This is a genomic window from Exiguobacterium profundum (assembly GCF_042652865.1).
GTDB classification, from domain to species: domain Bacteria; phylum Bacillota; class Bacilli; order Exiguobacteriales; family Exiguobacteriaceae; genus Exiguobacterium; species Exiguobacterium profundum.
Map to the genome: position 1 here is coordinate 17,404 of NZ_JBHSHG010000001.1, position 18,027 is coordinate 35,430.

Below are 18,027 nucleotides of genomic sequence, written 5' to 3' on the forward strand. Positions count from 1 at the left end.
ACATGAAGACATCGCGCCAGTATGATGAGGATATTGTTTAAAACCGTGTAATCATATAAGGATTATAGGAAAGGCGGAATCATTATGAAAAAGACATTAACGAGCGTACTCGCAATCGGAGCTTCAGTCGGGCTTCTTGCAGCTTGCGGTAACGAAACAGACAGTGGAGCGGACGAAGCGGTCATCACGGTCGGAACAGAGGCGACATACCCACCATTCACGTACAAAGAAAAAGGTGAATTGATGGGATATGATATCGACGTCTTGAACGAAGCGGCAGAACGTGCCGGTTACAAAGTGGAATACGAAGCAATGGACTTCAAAGGACTTGTCCCAGCACTCGATGCTGAGCGTATCGATATGATTGCTAACCAAATGAGCATCACGCCTGAGCGCGAAGAGAAATATGCGTTCTCTGACCCGTACGCTGTGTCAGGAGCTCAAGTCATCGTCGGTTCAGACAACAATGAAATCCAAGGCATTGACGACCTCGATGGAAAAGTAGTCGGATCGACACAAGGTTCGGTCTATGCGCAAATGGCTGAAGAAGCTGGCGCTGAAGTCAAGTTTTATAAAGGGGCGAACCAAGTCCTTCAAGACCTCGAAGTGGGTCGTTTGGACGCGGCCCTCAACGACCGTCTCTTCATCTTGACGGAACTCGAAAAAACAGGCTATGACGTCAAAGCAGTCGGTGATATCTTCAATACAAGTGAAGCTGGATTCATGACACGTCAAGATAGCGACGTGCTAGACAAGTTGAACGATGCGCTCGCAGAGATGAAAGAAGACGGCACGATGAAAGAAATCGGTGAGAAGTACTTCGGTGAGGATATCAGTCAATGAATGAACTGATCACGACCGTCATAGATAACCGCTCGGTCTATCTTGAAGCCGTCCAGCTCACGTTGATCGCCAGTGTCCTGTCGATTCTTCTCGCCTTGGCGCTCGGTCTGATCATCGCTTTACTTCATAGTAGTCCGATTAAAATCGTACGGTTGTTCACACGGACGTACATTTCGTTCTTCCGTGGAACACCGCTCTTACTTCAGTTGCTGATCTTGTATGTCGGGCTCACCGGGTTCGTTCAACTCAGTGGGATGCAGGCGCTCATCTTTGGATTAGGCTTCCACTTCGCTGCCTATATCTCAGAGGCTTTCCGAGCAGCCATCAACTCGGTCGACAAAGGACAAGTGGAGGCGAGTGTCGCGCTCGGTATTCCGAAAATGAAACGCTTCAAAGACATCATTTTCCCGCAGGCGCTCTCACGTGCCATCCCACCTGTCTCGAACTCGGTCATCGACATCATCAAGTCAACGTCACTCGGTTCGGTCATCGCGGTTCAGGAGTTAACGTACGTGTCTGACCAAATTGCGGCAACGACATATTTAGTCATGCCGTTGCTCTTGTTCTCGGCGTCGATCTACTGGATTTTATCGACCTTGATCCAAGCCGGTCAACACAAACTCGAACGGCGTTACGCGATTCGATAAGAAAAAACCTCGATTCAGACGAATCGAGGTTTTTTGTATACCTTAACGGATGACTTGTTCTGTCTCTCCGTCGAAGAAGTGTGCTTTTGTCATATCGAGTGCGAGTTCAACATCGTCACCCATGTGGATGTTCGAGCGACCGTCAACGCGGGCTGTGAACTGTTGTCCACCGAGTTCAGCGTAGAGGTAAGACTCAGAACCCATGAGCTCAGCGACATCGATGTGCGCTTTGAACGTGTGTGTCGTTGGTGAGTCGATGTAGATTGGCTCATCGTGGATTGATTCCGGACGAATTCCGAGGACGAGCTCTTTTCCGACATAGCCACGATCACGAAGCGTCTTCATTTTTCCTTCTGGTACGTTGACTTCTTCACCGTTCGTGATGAATTTGCCTTCTGCGAGTGTACCGCGGAAGAAGTTCATCGATGGTGAACCGATGAAGCCGGCGACGAAGATGTTATCTGGATGATCATATACTTCTTTCGGCGAACCGACTTGTTGAATGATTCCGTCTTTCAAGATGACGATCCGTGTAGCGAGTGTCATCGCTTCCGTTTGGTCATGGGTAACGTAAATCGTCGTTGTATCCAAGCGGTTGTGCAATTGGATGATCTCTTTACGCATTTGTACACGGAGTTTCGCATCCAAGTTTGAGAGTGGCTCATCCATCAAGAAGACTTTTGCGTCACGGACAATCGCACGACCAATGGCAACACGCTGACGTTGTCCACCTGAGAGCGCTTTTGGTTTACGCTCGAGGTATTCTTCCAAGCCGAGAATGCGGGCAGCGTCTTTTACGCGACGATCGATCTCGTCTTTTGGGAACTTACGGAGCTTCAACCCGAACGCCATGTTGTCGTAGACGCTCATGTGCGGATAAAGTGCGTAGTTTTGGAAGACCATGGCGATATCACGATCTTTAGGAGCGACATCGTTCATTCGTTTCCCGTCAATGATAAAGTCTCCGTTTGAAATCTCTTCAAGTCCTGCGATCATACGAAGTGTTGTCGATTTTCCGCAACCAGACGGTCCGACGAAGACGATGAACTCACGGTCTTTGATGTGTAAGTTGAAATCGCTGACGGCTTTTACGCCACCATCGTAAATTTTATCAATGTGTTCTAAACGAATTTCTGCCATGTCGTTAGCCTCCTAAAGAATCTATGTGTATATAATAGCGCTTACAAGAACGATTATATGATGAAACCGCTTGCATTGAATATGGACAAGTTGCACAAAAACCGTTAATCGGATTTGTGCAACATGACCATGAGTTGAAGGAGGCTAGCGTCATAGAACGTTCGAGCATCGTAACCCGTCGTCTCAAATAGACGATCGAGCCGATAATTTAGCGTGTTTCGATGCATGAACAGTGCTTTGGCGGTATGCGAGACATTCAACGAGTGACGAAACAACGCCTCTAATAATTCGATTGTCGATAAATCGAGCATTTGCATTAACGGGGCAGTGATATACATCCGCTCTTTTAAGTCCTGCTGTTGTAGTAAATAATGGTATAATAATTGACTAGCAGGGTAAGTTTTAGTAGACATACGTGCGTATGGCATGAGTAATTGATGTTGACGATACACATGGACGAGCGAGCCTTGCGGACGTTCGCTATAGATCGCATGCGCCTCGATGAAACAGTCACTCGCAATGGCGCGCAATACGTCCTCAAACTCCTGAAGATCGACGAATGGATTTTGTTCAATCAGCTCGATATGTCGTGTCGACATCAAGATGACCTCGGCATGCGGCATAAAGTCACGGACGATACTAACGAAGGATTCGAACGCTTCTTCTTCCGCTTCTTGGAGAGAAAGAGAGATGAGCCGAAACGGTTGCTCAAAACGAAACGTCTCATCTTGAAGGGTTGCTTGCCATTTTCGCTGATGGGGATCAGATTGAAGGATTGGCGTCGCCCACAGCGCCAACAGCTTTTGTTCGCGTTCGCTCAGTTCGAACGCGGGGAGTCCGAATAGGGTACCATCTTGCGTCTCGAACCAATCAAGGTCACCAGATGCATCTTCCGACCGATGGACAGCAGTCGGAAAAATCGATTTAATACGATCAAACGTATTCAATACTATCACCTCAACAACAATGTATCATATTTCAGATCGGAGGCTTGCAGTTTGGACGGGTTATTAAAGATTTTACTCATGATATTGATCGGGGCGACCATCGGGGGCGTGACCAACTTTCTCGCCATCAAGATGTTGTTCCGACCACACGAACCGAAATACATCGGTTCATTCCGGATTCCTTTTACACCAGGACTTATTCCGAAACGTCGAGATGAACTGGCATCTAGTTTAGGGAAGACGGTCGTCAAACATTTATTGACACCAGAGGGTATGCGGAAGCGATTGCTAGATGACCAAGTGACGACGCATATTACGCACTTTGCGCAACAAGAGGTTCAGACGATGTTACGCTCGGATAAGACGGTTCGCGAGCTATTGGAACCCCTCTATCCGAACGCAGAGGCACGATTCCTCACGCTAGCAGATGACAAACTACGTGACGAGCTATCGAACGTCATGGCTGAAGTGAAAGAACGAAAGCTGTTTGAGTTACTTGGAGAAGAAGGGATGGACCGTGTACGAGTGGTCATTCCTGAAATCGTGGAGGCGCTTCTCGTCAAATCAGAGGAATATTTCTATTCTCCTGAAGGTGAGGCGCAACTTCGTCACATGGTTGACTCGTTCGTCCAGCGTCGTCTCGGATTTATCGCAGGGTTCATTCAAAACATGAACTTTGTCGAGATGGTTCGGCCAGAAATCGTCAACATCTTACGTGGTCAATCGACCCGTGACGGAATGACGACGATGATTACGCGTGAATTTGAGCGATTCAGTGAGAAGACGGTCGATACACTGATCGATGATCGACTTGAAGCACGACTCATCGATGGCATCACAGACCAAGTCGTATCTCGTTTGCCAATCGGACAATTATTGGATCGTCCGATATCGTCGTATACACAGTCCGTCGAATCCCGCGTTGTCGACGAACTTGTTCCACAAGGTGTCACGCTTGTCATTGAGCGCTTCACGAACCAAATGGAGACGATTATGGACCGATTAAAGATTGATAAGATTGTGCAAGAGCAGGTCCAATCACTCGACACGTCGTACCTTGAAGAGATCGTCTTATCGATTTCGAAACGAGAGTTTCGGGCAATAACATGGCTTGGTGCTCTGTTAGGTGGTATGATTGGGTTGATTCAAGGGTTGATTGCCATCTTGTGATGGCTCTATGCCCTAATAGCATTTAGGAGGACGTTACATGTCACAAACAAACTTGTACGACCAAGCTTACCAATTGGAGAAAGCACTTCGCGATTCTGAAGAGTTCACAACACTCTCTTCTTTATACGATCGTGTCAATGCGGATGCGGAAGCGAACCAGTTGTTCGCTGACTTCCGTAACATCCAAATGACGCTTCAACAAAAGCAGATGCAAGGAGAGGAAATCTCTGAGCAGGAAATGATGGATGCGCAAACGAAAATGATGAACGTTCAACAGAACGAATTGATCATGGAGCTCATGCAAGAAGAGCAACGCATGCACCAACTCGTTACAGAAGTGACGAAAATCATCATGAAACCACTCGAGGAGCTTTATGCCCCGATGGTGAACGAAAACGAAGTTCAATAACAAATGATGTGCGGATGGCTTTAGAGCCATCCGTTTTTTTGTTGATGAGATTGTCACACTCTTTAAGTAAGCGCTTACATAAAGTGGGTTATAATGAAATTGTGACAATAGCGAAAGGGTGAATCAGCATGATCACGGTGATAATCCTTTTAGGGATGATTTTCTTTTTCATAGCAGGATGGTTACGGGCGGATTTAGTGGCATTGATTGGACTTGTTTGCCTCGTGCTCACACAACAATTGACCCCAGGTGAGGCGATGGCTGGTTTCTCCAATCCTGTCGTCTTGATGATTGCTGGACTGTTCGTGGTCGGAGCGGGATTGTTTCATTCTGGTCTGGCGGAACGGTTGGCTTCTTTGCTTGTTCCATACGCGGGAGGGAATGCGACGCGTTTATTCTATCTGTTTATGTTGACGGTGACGCTCTTGTCGAGTGTCATGTCCAATACGGGGACCGTCGCTTTGCTCATTCCTGTTGTGATGGTAATGGCACGAAAAATCCAACAATCTATGGATTCTTATCTCATGCCACTCGCCTTTTTTTCAAGCATCGGTGGAACGATGACACTGATTGGGACACCTCCCAATCTCGTTGCGGCAGAAGCACTCCGCGGCCTCGTGGATGAACCGCTCGGATTCTTTTCATTGTTTCCAATTGGTCTGGTCGTGATGGTGATTGGATTGATCTATTTCCGTCTAATCGGGAATCGCTTACTCCATCAAGAAGGGGCGAAACTGTGGTTGAAGACGGAGATAAGTGAGCCATTGCGTCCAAACGTCTATGTGATGTCGATTGCAAAGAGTCATCCGTTAATTGGGAAACAGTTACGTGACCTTTCATGGTCTCATGAAGGGGTTATAGTCTTGAAGGAACGAGTTCATGGACGGCACCATCATGAGACGGCTCATGCAGACACCGTACTACGTGCGGGGGAATTACTTGTCAGCGGTGAGGAACGGCACGTTCGGAACTTTTCTGAAAAAGAACAGATACCATTTGAACCGATTGAGGCCACCCGTGTAGATGATCAAACCGGAGGGGTTCTCCTGTTCACGGTCCCAGGGGTGAGTCGATTAATCGGGAAGCGTATCGGTGAGAGTCAGTTACGTAATCAATTTCATGTCAATGTCTTAAAAGTCATCCGACCACAAGAAGAGATCGCACACGTGCGATTGACAGACACCCCGTTGAAGCAAGGAGACATGTTGATGGTACAGGGGACATGGGATGATTTAGAGCGGATGGAAAGAGAGACACATGACCTGTTATCAAATGAACGGGTGACCGAGGTAGCCAATCGAGTCGTATCGGGGCGTCATCAGCTTGCAGCAGGCATCATCATGCTCATGTTGTTGCTCATGTTCATATTCGAATGGGTCGATCCGACCGTTGCCGTATGGATGGCTGCGCTAGCGATGGTGTTGAGTGGGGCCGTCCGACAGATGGACGTCGCCTATCAATCTATTCAATGGTCCTCGCTCGTCTTGATTGCGGCCATGATCCCGGTAGGAACGGCGCTTGAAAAGGCGGGAATCATGGGATGGGTCGTTGAATGGATTGAAAGGACGTTTGCCGACTTTGGTCCTATATGGGTACTCGTCGTCTTATTCGTCTCGACCATGCTCCTTAGTCAAATCATCTCGAATACAGCGACCGCTATTTTGTTTGTCCCATTAGCGATTGCACTCGCCGAATCGATGACTGTCAGTCCGGTTCCATTCGTCGTTGCGGTCGCCATCTCGGCGTCACTCGCTTTTATGACCCCATTCGGATCTCCGACAAATGCGATGGTCTTTAGTATCGGTAACTATCGATTTATGGATTTTGTCAAAGTCGGTGTGCCGTTGCAACTCATCACGGGCATTATAGGAATTCTGATGATTCTCATCCTTTTCCCATTTTGAATAGGAGGTTTGGGGACGAGTATCGAAAATAGAGGAATCAGCAGATGAAAGGGGGGACGATGATGAAAAAATGGATGATTGTATTCTTCTGCCTGTTTCTTGTTGCGTGTGGGAAAGAGATGGAAACTGAATCAGAACCGGAGATGACGGAGAACGGGCAGGTGGCCGAAGCGTATCTCGAGGAACAACAGTACCCGATTGTCTCTTATGAAGGCGAGCATACGAGTACCTTGACCTTAGAGGAACTGGCAGAGGATCGTGAACGGAACGTTTGGGGACTACAACCGGTATCACCGGATGAATACGTGGGTAAGACCATCTACTACGAAAACTTGACGGTGAAAGATCACCCGATTGGTGAGCAATCTCCCGCAGGACAGACTGCTGTCTCGGTAATGATTGTGGATGGAAAGGTCATCGGCGGGACATCATTCCCCGTGACAGACGGATCAGGTTCAGGGAACGGATATAGTTTGAGCGGAGAATCGCTTGAAGATATTCACCCCGATCTTCAAGAATGGCAGGATGCGTGGAATAAAAAATATGGTGAATGAAAAGTAGACCAAGACAATCATTGTCCTGGTCTACTTTTGTTAAGATGCCGTCCCTTTCAGTTTCCCCGGTAATTTGCAACGCTCGAAGTAGATGAGTTGCCCCCGTCGTACGATACGCGCCCCTTTATGCTCATGTCCAGCAGCACGAAGCATGTCGAGCCCTTTTTGTTTGGCCGACTGATCGTCGCTCGCTTCGAACATTTCATTCAATACGAGCGTGCCATCATTTTCAAATCCTGTCACCGTGTATGTTTCCATTCACACGACCCCCTTTTCTTCATTTTAATGAATGGTCATTCATTCTTCAAGAGAAGGTTTTGTCAGTTCGTCGAATGTCAGCTGTCGTGTCGATTCAGTTCGGGGAATCAAATCGGATACGGTCAGTCCGATCAAGCGGACGGGCTCGGTGACGTTCATCTCGTCGAAAAGACGTCTGGCAAGTCGTCTAATCTCATCATGGTCATGCGTCGGGTGGTTTAATTTGATTTGATGACTCCGAGCCTGAAACTCGCTCGTCTTTATTTTGATGGTGACCGTTTGACAGCTCAAGTCGCGGCGATCGAGCTGACGCAATACGTCCTCCATCTCCGGAATGACCTGTTCGAACACTTCTTCCGGGTCATCGATATCAAATGCGAACGTCGTTTCCGATCCAATCGACTTACGCTCCCGCGTGGCCACGACAGGACGCGTATCGCGTCCATGTGCCAGTTCATACAGTTGTTGCCCACGATCGTGTCCAAAGATGCCTTTCAGTTGCTCGGGACGAGTTTGTTGAAGGTCACCAATCGTATGGTAGCCACTTTTATAAAGTGTTTGAGCGGTCACTTTTCCGACGCCATGCATGGCTTCGATGGAGAGGGGAGCGAGAAAGGTTGCCACTTCATCAAGCGGGACGACGGTGAGTCCATTTGGTTTCTCAAATCCTGAAGCGATTTTCGCGACAAACTTTGACGGTGCGACTCCGGCAGACGCGGTGAGACCGGTGCGACGCTTAATTTCGCCTAATATATACCGGGCGATAAAGGGTCCAGATGTGCTCAATAACGAATTCTCCGTCACATCGAGATAAGCCTCATCGAGCGAGAGTGGTTCGACGAGCGGTGTGACGGACTTAAAAATCTCCATCACTTGTGCGCTGACTTGTCGATAGGCCTGAAACCGTGGTTTGACAAACGTCGCATGGGGACACAAGGCAAAAGCGCGACGTGATGACATCGCGCTGTGTACGCCGTATTTCCTCGCCTCATAGGAACATGTCGCAACGACCCCACGGCTGTGGGGTGGGCCTCCTACGATGACGGGCTTTCCTCGTAAGTTAGGATGGTCACGCTGCTCGACAGAGGCATAAAATGCGTCCATGTCCACATGAATGATGAGTCGTTCCATAACATCACCTTTCTTGTGTGAATCACTTTTCTTTCATTATATCGAACTTTTGTTCGTTTTTTGAGAATTTTGTTTTGCCCGATGTTTCGGTGAAGTCGTCTGATTCGGAAACTGTAGCAATGACCCGATCCAATTCTTCCGTTTTAGCCACACTTGGATGATGAGCGTGAAGAGAAGAATCATGAGCCAGGCGAACCCATATCCAAGCGGCCATTCCAGTTCAGGCATATTTTTAAAGTTCATTCCCCAAACCGCACCGAATGCAACGACGGGAGTCGTCAGCGCGGTGAAGACGGTTAGTGCCTTCATGATTTCGTTCCCTCGAAAGTTCGACAGGGTGGAGGCGAGATCTGTCATCGCAATCACGTCTTCTTGATAATGATTGATGAGTGTCAGCAATCGATTGACTCGATAATCGGCAAGTTGATACGATTTTAACTGCTGCAAATCGATCGTTAAAAAAGCTTCTCGTCCCGCCATGACAAGCTCCTTATATGGAGTGACCGTATCCGACCACCGTTCAATCTCACTGCGAAGACCAAAAATCTCATTCATGAACGTAGCGGGAACTTGTCCCGTCATTTCACGTTGAGCTGCCATCAAACGTTCTTCAAACTCATCGATACCGTGAAAGTAGTTGTTCATCCGTTCGGCAAGCAACTCATAAAACGCCTCGATTGGAGAATCGCATTGTTTGGCGAAAACGGACTCATGGTGCAAATCATCAAAGCCGATTGTCCATAAAAAATCAGGTCCAATGAAGTAATGTCCAATTTTTTGTGGTTCCCGTTCTAACTGTTCATAGTCGAGTGTGAGTGAACCATACATATATCCATTCTCGACGACAATCTTCGTCACATTTGAGGTCGTCAATTGTTCAAGCCAATACGTATAGGCTTGAGCATATAGCTGATCAACATGAATATAATCTTCCGGTCGTGTATACCAATCCCATTCCATCATCCATTCCTCCAATTCACTATATTGATAGTATTCCCAAATTGTCAGGAATGTTGGCATCTGTCTCAAACTTTCGTTAAGATGAAGGTACTGAACAAGAGAGAGGTGCTTTCATTGACGACAAAAATCGGTCAGCTCAAAGTGGGCGACACGCTAGACCAATATGTCATGATCAAACAATCGTATAAGGGACTTGCCGGGAACGGGAAACCTTATTTAACATTAATCCTTTGCGACGAGAGTGGTGAAATCGAAACGAAATTATGGGATAGTGCCGATACCGAGAAGTATGCGACGAAAAAAATCGTCCATGCGGCAGGGGAAGTGATGGACTATCGGGGGCGCACCCAGTTGAAACTAAAACAAATTTCAATCATCGAGCAGGAAATAGACATCGCACCGTACGTCCGATCGGCTCCGATTCCGAAGTCAGAGCTCGAGACGACGATTCGTGGATTCATCACGTCACTTCAACACGATGAGATTCGCCGTCTTGTCGAGGAAGTCGTCAATCGTCATGAAGAGGCATACTTCACGTATCCGGCTGCCGTTCGACATCATCACGCGGTCTATTCGGGACTGGCATTTCATGTGATGTCGATGTTGAAGCTCGCGGATACGATGTGTGAACTGTATCCATCCTTGAATCGTGATCTTTTGATTGCGGGTGTGATTTTGCATGATTTGGCGAAAGTCATCGAATTGTCTGATGCGATTACGCCAGAATACACACTCGAAGGAAAATTACTCGGTCATTTGTCACTTATGGCATCGGAACTTGAAGTTGTGTCACGGGAACTTGGAACGGACCGCGAAGTGACGACATTGTTGCAACATCTCGTCTTAAGCCATCACGGGAAGCCGGAATGGGGATCTGCGAATGCGCCACAATTACCTGAAGCGGAGATGTTATTCTTCATTGATAATATTGATGCGCGCATGAACATGTTTGAGAAAGCGTATGAAGGGGTCGAGCCCGGAATGTTCACGGAGCGTGTCATGGCGCTCGATAACCGTGCTTTCTATCGCCCGAATTTATAACAGGTGACCAACGAAAAAGGGGTACTCCATTGCTGGAGTGCCCCTTTGTGATTACTGTTCAGTTGATTCTGCTGCAGGTTCTTCTGAAGACTCGTCTGCGTTTTTAATCGCTTCTTTAACAGCGTCAAATTGTTGTTCTGCTTTTGCATCTTTTACGTCAACGTTGTATTTTTCAATCAACTCAGCGTAAATTTTGTTCGCATCGACAGAAGCTGATTTTTCAGCTGCCAATTCTTCACGAATACGATCTTTCTCGTCTTCGAGTTTCAAGTCTTTCTCTTTACGGTCTGTCACTTTGATGACATGGAAACCGAACTGAGATTGAACCGGTTCAGAGATTTTACCAACGACATCTTCTTTGAATGCGTACTCTTCGAATTCAGGTACCATCTTACCAGCAGAGAAGAAACCGAGTTCTCCACCTTGTTCTCCTGAACCAGTATCCGTTGATTTTTCTTTCGCAAGTTCAGCGAAGTCTGCACCGTCATTCAACTCTTTGATGATGTCTTGTGCCTCTTCTTCTGTTTCAACGAGGATGTGGCTAGCTTCCACTTCCACGTTCTCTTTTGCGAACTGTGCTTCGATTTCTTCATCGGTCACATCGACAAGTTTCGATTTCGCAGCGTCAACGAGCATCTGTCCGCGAAGCGCTTCTTTAAACTCTTCCGTACCGCTCATGCCGGCTTGTTGAATCGCTTGTTCGAACTCTTCTTCTGAGTTGAACTGTTCTTCTGTCTTGCTGAACTCTTCATCTACTTTTTCTTGGTCGACTTGGTCACCGTATTCTTTTTCAAGAAGTGCATTCATCGTCTCTTGGAATGCGAGTTGTGGTACCATGCGGTCATAGCTCATATCCGCGATTTCACCGCGTGTGATTTCGCCGCCTTTGTATGTGACGACTGCAGAATTATCTGACTCTCCGCCGCCTGCGTTCGTTGCCGCATACGTACCGCCAGCACCGATAATGAGTGCGATTGCAGATGCACCGACGATTGCGCCAGTTGAGAATTTTTTATCTTGCTTTTTTGGTTCGTTCGTCATTCCGTTTGACATGTATTCCACCCCTAATAATTCTTTAAAGTTTCTAAGTCCGACTATATCACATTTTCCTAATCATGACAGCTGTTCTCTTGTCTGTACAGTATCATAGCACACAATCATGTCGTATAATGATGAAATAGAATGTGAAATGATGGGGTGAGGGAAGTGTCACTAGAGGAGAAGGTCGAGCATTTAGCCTATCAGATGAAGATCTTACTCGAGATTGTCGATTGGACAGACCGTCCGTTCGAATATGAGGTGATTCGAGCGAATTTGACGAAACAAGAAGTCGAGTCATTTTATCAATTGCTTGAGGAGATTCGGGCGCAGCAAAACGAGCAATTGCGCTACGGATACACGTCCATAGAACCATTGCTCGTCCATTTTGCAGGTATGTTAGATGTGAGACTTGACGTCAAAACGATTCTTGAGGCATGTGTCCGACAAGGAATCGAGTTAGACGTCACAGAACCACTTTATCGGCAGGTCAGGCTTCTTGACTGAGTTCATCCTCATCAGGGCGTCTGCCTGCCTCTTCTGTGATCATTTTTGACGTTTCCGCAAAGATATCCATAAAGTTATCCCCGTACAAGCGACGCACGATAGCCGTCATATCTGTTAAGTCAGGGAACTTTCCATACAGTTCTTGGAGCGGAAGGGAAGCGCGGAATACGCCGTTCCCTTCTGGGTCGAAGGCGTGAATCGTTTCGAGTAATAACGATTCGCCTTCAGGTGTCAATTGAACGTACGTGTTTCGTTTGTCCGTCTCTTTTTTAGAAAACGTAAGTAATCCACGATCTTCTAACTTCTTCGAGAAGTTGAAAGCAGTCGAGACGTGCATGACGCCATATTTCGCAATTTCTGAAATCGATGCACCGCCTAAAGCGTGGGCAATCCATAAGATATGGTGTTCATTGATATTTAAGTCGAACGGTTTGATCCAGTTTTGCCAGTCTTTTTCGACGGTTTTCCACAAAGCTTTACTCAATTGAATGATTTTGTGGCTATAGAGCATGGCCTCAGGGCCAGTGAATTCTTTTTCGTGTTCCATCTCGATCCATCCTTTCCGGATAAAAAGTCAAATGTAATCGACGGACGATGACCTCAAACACTCACTGTGTTTGATTGACGGTTTTGTCAGTCATAGCAGACTGTACGTTCGAGAGTTCCTGAAGGTTCCCTTGGATGCGCTCGACTGAAGGCTGAATGTCTTGTTGATAGCGTTCGACTTCGGCTTTCACTTGGTCAGTCAATTCTTTTCCTTGCAGTTTTCCTGCGGCGGCAAACTGCGATGCATGTTTCGCCACATTCCCAAATTGTTCTTTTAGCGTAGTGATTGTGGATGCTCGATGTTGTTGAGCAGCGGCATCATTTGCAGTTCCTCGCGCCAATTTCTTCACTGTGGCGACTCCTAAAAATGCTAAAACAAAGCCGAAAGCAATCCAATCTCGACGTTGGCGACTCGACAATTCATTCCCCTCCTCAAGCTCGGATAATCAGAATTACATTCTTTTCATATTATTTTACCAAAAAAGAGTGATTAAAAACCTATATCGCAAATAAAATTTTTCAGAACATTCATTTTTGACCGAAAAATCATTTTATTTTAAAATACAGGTAAAGGAAGGTGATCCTCAGTGGAGAAAGCGAAGCGTTGGGTAGATGACATGCTTGACCTGTATCTCGCTGCGAAACGACTGGGAGATGACACTTGGGCCGAATCCATTATAAATACACTAGAGGCGGGATACGAGGCGTCGAAGCAAACGGAACAGGCACGTGAAGAATCGATGCTAGAAAAGCGGATGCTTGAAATAGATGCCCGTCTAACGAAATTACGAAAAGAATTTGAACAAGCGACATCTGTCAAGACGCGTCAACAGCTATACGAAGTGGCAATTAAGCTTCAGGTCGAGCGTGCGCAATTGGAAGAGGAACGAAAACGCCACCGTGATTCAATCAATCAATCATAAATGAGACCCGTCGTCGACGGGTCTCTGTCTGTTTATACGTGGGCATGAATGTTCGATGCAAGGGTAGTGAGTTCTTCCGACGTGAAGGCGCCGTTTTGCGTGATCCACTGCGCACCAAATCCATCCTCGTGTCCAAAGCGCGGAATCAAATGGATATGGAAGTGGTACACCGTTTGTCCGGCAACTTCTTCGGCATTCGATAAGACGTTCATTCCGATGGCACCCGTTTCACGTTGAATCGCTTTGGCGATGGTCGGGACGCGTTTAAAGACATCTGCCGCCACGTCTTCCGGCAATTCATATACGTTTTTCGCATGATGTTTTGGGATGACGAGCGTGTGTCCTTTCGTCACTTGAGAAAGGTCGAGGAAAGCGACGACCGCTTCGTCTTCATATACCCGATAGGATGGGATTTCTTGTTTTGCAATTTTACAAAAGATACAGGTCGGATCTGTATGCATCTTCATTCCTCCATTCTTAAATGTCGTTTCTGTTCCATCATAACACGGAAGTTCGGGCGCAAGAACGATAGGAAGCGAGATGGATTCCTTCTATAATGAAGATAAGTGAGCGCAAAGGAGGTGAGCACATGCCCTATACGAGAAGTAGAAAAAAAGAGCGGAGTCCGAAAGTCTTTCTTTTGATCTCTAGCTTCACGATTCTAGTTGGAGCCATTGTTTTCTATATATATGCATACAAGCCGGCGGCAGAACAAGATAAAATTCACGTCGCATTCAAAGAGGCCTTATTAGAAGAAGACCGTACCTTTTTTGAGGAGAAAGTCGAATATCTTGGAGAACCTTTATCGAGAGCGGAGGCTCTACGATTCATGGGGTGGTTGAACGATGAAAAGTCCATTCGAGGAGAGGCTATCGCAGAAGTTGCGAAAGACCGAGCCAACCGAACGTCGGGTATGGAGGCGGACGGATTATTTCGTTTGATCGACACGGGGGAAGGACGGTATGGCTTTTCTGACTATCGAATTGAACTACTCCCACAACGGATTGATGTGACCTCGGATGTACCATTGACGAATATTTGGATTGATGGACAACAGGTAGGACGGATTGATGAAGCCGATGATACGTTATCGTTTGAACAGATGCCGGGACAATATGATGTCAAAGCGGTAGCGGTGACAAATGGAGAGACGGTCACGGAAACCGAAACGATTCAATTGATATCTTCTAAATCCATTGAGTATGCCCTTATGCCTGAATCGAACGAAGCCATTGCCGGACAATTTGATTTGAAGAGGGCTGAGTTGATTGAAATTGAAGTGGAGGCGCAAACGGGTCACTCACTCGAAACGGTCGATTCTTTAATTGGGCAGTCGAGTCAGCAAGTTCAAGAAACGCTTGGTGAACCGGCTGGAAAGCGTGAAGGAAAATGGGACTATGAGCGATTGGCTGTCACGTTTAAAGATGAGGAAGTGGAATCGATTCGGGTCGACCTCGATAAACGACCGGATGATTTGATTACCCTCCTCGGTGAACCGAAAGCGAAGTCGGAACACCCACTCGGAACAGAGTGGGATTACGGTCAATCGTTCTTCGAATCATTCTTTACGTTCTTTGGTCTTGAGACCGAGAAACAGTTTATCGAAAAGAACGACGCAATGTATTTACTGATCCAATGAAAAAAGAGGGACATTCCATAATGGAAGCCCCTCCGATACATAATCTTATTTTTTACGCATTGATTTCATAACGAACGATACAATCAAGATTAGGATAATCGCACCGATAAGAGCTGGGATAATCGCGATATCCGCAACGATTGGTCCGAAGTTACCAAAGATAAGTCCACCCAACCATGCACCGATAATCCCCGCAATGATGTTACCAATGATTCCACCTGGTACGTCCTTACCTAAAATTAATCCTGCTAACCAACCGATGATACCCCCGATAATCAAATAAAGAATAAACCCCATCATTCATTTCTCCTTCCTCTTTTTGCCCATTGTTCTTTACAACGATTTTGTGGAACAATGGAAGTATTGATGTTTATTTTAAAATGCCTTACAGTTCAGATTATTCCCATGTGACAACATTTAAAACATATACCACGAAAAAAAGATGAAAATGAAAGGTGTGGTTTTCATGCTGCACGTCGATCGATTGAACGGCGGATATCTCGGTAAACAAGTTTTGCATGACATTTCGTTTGAAGTAAAAAAAGGGGAGCTCGTTGGGTTGATAGGGCTAAATGGAGCTGGAAAATCGACGACGATCAAACACATTTTGGGGTTATTGTCACCCCTCTCCGGAAAAATCGAAATTGATGGTGAGACATTAAATTCTTCTGAAAAGAACTATCGTAAAAAAGTAAGTTACATACCGGAAACACCGATATTGTATGAGACGTTAACCTTGCAAGAACATATTGAATTAATGGGGAAGGCGTACGATGTGAATCCGGAAGAGTTGGCTGCGCGTACGAAACGTTTGGCAAAAGAGATGCGAATGGAAAAACAACTCGCCTGGTTCCCTTCCGTCTTTTCAAAAGGGATGCGTCAAAAAGCGATGATCTTGTGTGCGCTCGTGACGAAAACGCCGCTCTTGATTGTTGATGAACCATTTGTCGGTCTCGACCCACTAGCGATTCGTCAATTGCTTCAGTTGTTTGATGAATATAAACAAGACTGTGCGATTTTAATGTCCACCCATATCCTCGAAACGGCAGAGCGGCACTGCGACCGATTCGTCTTCCTCCATCAAGGAGTCGTCATCGCAAGCGGAACAGCGGCGGAGTTGCGTGACGTGTATCGATTGTCACCTGATGCGACACTTGATGACATATATGTAGAAGCAATCGCGTCGGAGGAACGGTCGTCATGAATCGATTTACAGCAAGGCTCGGGACCTGGATGGAAGAGGTCGTCAAGTACAGTCGCTACGTTGCAAACGGGGGACTGCTGTTCACGCTCTATTTCACCTTGATTTACGGGGCGTTCGTCTACAATAGCTTCTTAGAACGAATCGATGGGACATTCCCCGGGACGTGGATTGCTGCGGCGGTCCTTTTAATCATGCCGCTCGGTCATCGCCCGCGAACATTCGTCCAGGAGGCGGATCAAGTGTTTTTACTTCCAGAGTTAGGAGATATTCGTTCCTATATGATCGGGGTGCGTTTGTTTAATCTTGTTTTTGCTGCACTACGTGGATTGCTCTTCCTGCTCGTTTTACTTCCGCTCCTCGTACGGACAGAGAGTTATTCGAGTATTGAAGTATTATCCTTCGTCGTGACGATGGTCATGTTGTCAGCTGCAGGTCGGTTGGCAAAAGTGGAAGGAGTGCGCGAATGGACAATCCTGCCGTTTGCACTTGGAAGTGGTGTCTTGTTATTGATGAATTGGACACAGTGGGCATGGATCCCCGCATTCGCTCCCTTCATTCTCTTGCATCTGAAGCGTAATGAGCGGATTCCGCTTCTCCATTGGTTGTCACTCGAAGAGAAGAGTCGGGCACAATTTGAACGGGTGATCAGCTGGTTCGTCGATTTGCCGACCTTGAAAGAAGAGGTTCGAGAGCGCCGGCTATTGACTCGGCTTCTAGAAAATCGGGTCCTACGGCGCGTGGACGCTTCACGTTACGTGTACGGACTTCGTATTCTCCGTTCGAACGACTCACTTGATTTAATTCTGCGTTTGACCGTAGTGGCGCTCATTGTCATGTGGATGTCGGGAGGATGGTACGTCGGCTTGGTTACGCCACTCTTTGTAGGCTTGACCGCGTTACAGCTCGTTCCTTTATTTAAACGGTTAGAAGCGATTTCCATTGTTTCCTGGCTACCGATTACACGCGATGAGCGAATCGCAGGGTATTCGTGGTGGGCGATGCGACTGCTCGTCATCCAGTCCGTCGCTCTAGTGATTGCATCTGTCGCTTTCGGTGCCACATGGGATGCGGCGGTCGGGTTGGTCTTGTCTATCTTGGTCACACGCTATTACTTAAGTCGATTAAAATAAAAAGAAGGACATCCTGTGCGGGATGTCCTTCTCACG

22 protein-coding genes are annotated in these 18,027 nt (G+C 46.9%); 12 read left to right on the forward strand and 10 right to left on the reverse strand.

Going from position 1 to position 18,027, the window contains the following annotated elements; translation table 11 throughout:
• The first annotated feature begins 84 nt into the window (after positions 1-84).
• Together ACFO4U_RS00145 and ACFO4U_RS00150 are read left to right on the forward strand one after the other, a co-directional pair.
• Positions 85-843 (forward strand): transporter substrate-binding domain-containing protein, encoded by a 759-nt coding sequence (locus ACFO4U_RS00145; protein WP_196431497.1) that lies wholly within the window; start codon positions 85-87, stop codon positions 841-843.
• Positions 840-1,490, forward strand: coding sequence for an amino acid ABC transporter permease (locus ACFO4U_RS00150; protein WP_074037683.1), 651 nt, complete (start codon positions 840-842; stop codon positions 1,488-1,490). Before ACFO4U_RS00145 ends, ACFO4U_RS00150 begins: the two co-directional genes overlap by 4 nt.
• A 42-nt stretch (positions 1,491-1,532) precedes the next feature.
• Here the strand turns inward: ACFO4U_RS00150 and ACFO4U_RS00155 are convergent, their stop codons facing one another.
• Both ACFO4U_RS00155 and ACFO4U_RS00160 read right to left on the reverse strand, forming a co-directional pair.
• Positions 1,533-2,630, reverse strand: a complete 1,098-nt coding sequence (locus ACFO4U_RS00155; RefSeq protein WP_159563604.1) for an ABC transporter ATP-binding protein — start codon at positions 2,628-2,630, stop codon at positions 1,533-1,535.
• 104 nt (positions 2,631-2,734) lie between these two features.
• Positions 2,735-3,586: a PucR family transcriptional regulator gene (locus ACFO4U_RS00160; RefSeq protein ID WP_260563767.1), complete on the reverse strand. Its 852-nt coding sequence runs from the start codon at positions 3,584-3,586 to the stop codon at positions 2,735-2,737.
• A 42-nt stretch (positions 3,587-3,628) separates the two neighbouring features.
• Between ACFO4U_RS00160 and ACFO4U_RS00165 the strand changes: the two genes are divergently transcribed.
• From ACFO4U_RS00165 to ACFO4U_RS00180, 4 genes are all read left to right on the forward strand, one after another.
• Positions 3,629-4,747 (forward strand): DUF445 domain-containing protein, encoded by a 1,119-nt coding sequence (locus ACFO4U_RS00165; protein ID WP_230872852.1) that lies wholly within the window; start codon positions 3,629-3,631, stop codon positions 4,745-4,747.
• 37 nt (positions 4,748-4,784) lie between these two features.
• Positions 4,785-5,156, forward strand: coding sequence for a YlbF family regulator (locus ACFO4U_RS00170; protein WP_015880924.1), 372 nt, complete (start codon positions 4,785-4,787; stop codon positions 5,154-5,156).
• Positions 5,157-5,284: 128 nt separating this feature from the next.
• Positions 5,285-7,060 carry an SLC13 family permease gene (locus ACFO4U_RS00175; protein WP_215244169.1) on the forward strand — a complete coding sequence of 592 codons (1,776 nt, stop codon included), beginning with the start codon at positions 5,285-5,287 and terminating at the stop codon, positions 7,058-7,060.
• Between the two features lie 62 nt (positions 7,061-7,122).
• Positions 7,123-7,614 carry a hypothetical protein gene (locus ACFO4U_RS00180; RefSeq protein WP_215244168.1) on the forward strand — a complete coding sequence of 164 codons (492 nt, stop codon included), beginning with the start codon at positions 7,123-7,125 and terminating at the stop codon, positions 7,612-7,614.
• Between the two features lie 39 nt (positions 7,615-7,653).
• Here the strand turns inward: ACFO4U_RS00180 and ACFO4U_RS00185 are convergent, their stop codons facing one another.
• From ACFO4U_RS00185 to ACFO4U_RS00195, 3 genes are read right to left on the reverse strand one after another with little or no spacing between them, the layout of a single operon-like run.
• Positions 7,654-7,872, reverse strand: a complete 219-nt coding sequence (locus ACFO4U_RS00185; protein WP_015880927.1) for a YhzD family protein — start codon at positions 7,870-7,872, stop codon at positions 7,654-7,656.
• Between the two features lie 39 nt (positions 7,873-7,911).
• On the reverse strand, positions 7,912-9,003 hold the full coding sequence (dinB, locus tag ACFO4U_RS00190) for a DNA polymerase IV (RefSeq protein ID WP_215244167.1): 1,092 nt from the start codon (positions 9,001-9,003) through the stop codon (positions 7,912-7,914).
• A 36-nt stretch (positions 9,004-9,039) separates the two neighbouring features.
• Positions 9,040-9,963 (reverse strand): magnesium transporter CorA family protein, encoded by a 924-nt coding sequence (locus tag ACFO4U_RS00195; protein WP_215244166.1) that lies wholly within the window; start codon positions 9,961-9,963, stop codon positions 9,040-9,042.
• A gap of 81 nt (positions 9,964-10,044) precedes the next feature.
• On the opposite strand from ACFO4U_RS00195, the gene ACFO4U_RS00200 reads away from it, so the two are divergent.
• Positions 10,045-11,004: an HD domain-containing protein gene (locus ACFO4U_RS00200; RefSeq protein ID WP_214691241.1), complete on the forward strand. Its 960-nt coding sequence runs from the start codon at positions 10,045-10,047 to the stop codon at positions 11,002-11,004.
• A 51-nt stretch (positions 11,005-11,055) separates the two neighbouring features.
• Here the strand turns inward: ACFO4U_RS00200 and ACFO4U_RS00205 are convergent, their stop codons facing one another.
• Positions 11,056-12,057: a peptidylprolyl isomerase gene (locus ACFO4U_RS00205; RefSeq protein WP_196431491.1), complete on the reverse strand. Its 1,002-nt coding sequence runs from the start codon at positions 12,055-12,057 to the stop codon at positions 11,056-11,058.
• Positions 12,058-12,210: 153 nt separating this feature from the next.
• Between ACFO4U_RS00205 and ACFO4U_RS00210 the strand changes: the two genes are divergently transcribed.
• A complete protein-coding gene (locus tag ACFO4U_RS00210) occupies positions 12,211-12,549 on the forward strand; it encodes a DUF1878 family protein (protein WP_235189241.1) in 339 nt (112 codons plus the stop codon).
• Here ACFO4U_RS00210 and ACFO4U_RS00215 read toward each other — a convergent pair.
• Positions 12,533-13,096: an HTH-type transcriptional regulator Hpr gene (locus ACFO4U_RS00215; protein WP_015880933.1), complete on the reverse strand. Its 564-nt coding sequence runs from the start codon at positions 13,094-13,096 to the stop codon at positions 12,533-12,535. The genes ACFO4U_RS00210 and ACFO4U_RS00215 overlap by 17 nt on opposite strands.
• Positions 13,097-13,157: 61 nt before the next feature.
• Positions 13,158-13,514, reverse strand: a complete 357-nt coding sequence (locus ACFO4U_RS00220) for a hypothetical protein (protein WP_214691240.1) — start codon at positions 13,512-13,514, stop codon at positions 13,158-13,160.
• A gap of 168 nt (positions 13,515-13,682) precedes the next feature.
• Between ACFO4U_RS00220 and ACFO4U_RS00225 the strand changes: the two genes are divergently transcribed.
• A complete protein-coding gene (locus ACFO4U_RS00225; RefSeq protein ID WP_215244165.1) occupies positions 13,683-14,018 on the forward strand; it encodes a hypothetical protein in 336 nt (111 codons plus the stop codon).
• 32 nt (positions 14,019-14,050) lie between these two features.
• On the opposite strand, the gene ACFO4U_RS00230 is transcribed toward ACFO4U_RS00225, so the two are convergent.
• Positions 14,051-14,479, reverse strand: a complete 429-nt coding sequence (locus tag ACFO4U_RS00230; RefSeq protein WP_214691239.1) for an HIT family protein — start codon at positions 14,477-14,479, stop codon at positions 14,051-14,053.
• 128 nt (positions 14,480-14,607) lie between these two features.
• Between ACFO4U_RS00230 and ACFO4U_RS00235 the strand changes: the two genes are divergently transcribed.
• A complete protein-coding gene (locus ACFO4U_RS00235) occupies positions 14,608-15,657 on the forward strand; it encodes a hypothetical protein (RefSeq protein WP_215244164.1) in 1,050 nt (349 codons plus the stop codon).
• Positions 15,658-15,702: 45 nt separating this feature from the next.
• Here ACFO4U_RS00235 and ACFO4U_RS00240 read toward each other — a convergent pair whose 3' ends face one another.
• The gene (locus tag ACFO4U_RS00240; protein ID WP_047795606.1) at positions 15,703-15,954 is read right to left on the reverse strand and encodes a GlsB/YeaQ/YmgE family stress response membrane protein; all 252 of its coding nucleotides are present in this window, start codon (positions 15,952-15,954) and stop codon (positions 15,703-15,705) included.
• A 169-nt stretch (positions 15,955-16,123) separates the two neighbouring features.
• On the opposite strand from ACFO4U_RS00240, the gene ACFO4U_RS00245 reads away from it, so the two are divergent.
• Both ACFO4U_RS00245 and ACFO4U_RS00250 read left to right on the forward strand, forming a co-directional pair.
• Positions 16,124-16,861: an ABC transporter ATP-binding protein gene (locus tag ACFO4U_RS00245; protein WP_159563614.1), complete on the forward strand. Its 738-nt coding sequence runs from the start codon at positions 16,124-16,126 to the stop codon at positions 16,859-16,861.
• On the forward strand, positions 16,858-17,991 hold the full coding sequence (locus tag ACFO4U_RS00250; RefSeq protein WP_214691237.1) for an ABC transporter permease: 1,134 nt from the start codon (positions 16,858-16,860) through the stop codon (positions 17,989-17,991). Before ACFO4U_RS00245 ends, ACFO4U_RS00250 begins: the two co-directional genes overlap by 4 nt.
• Positions 17,992-18,027 lie beyond the last annotated feature (36 nt).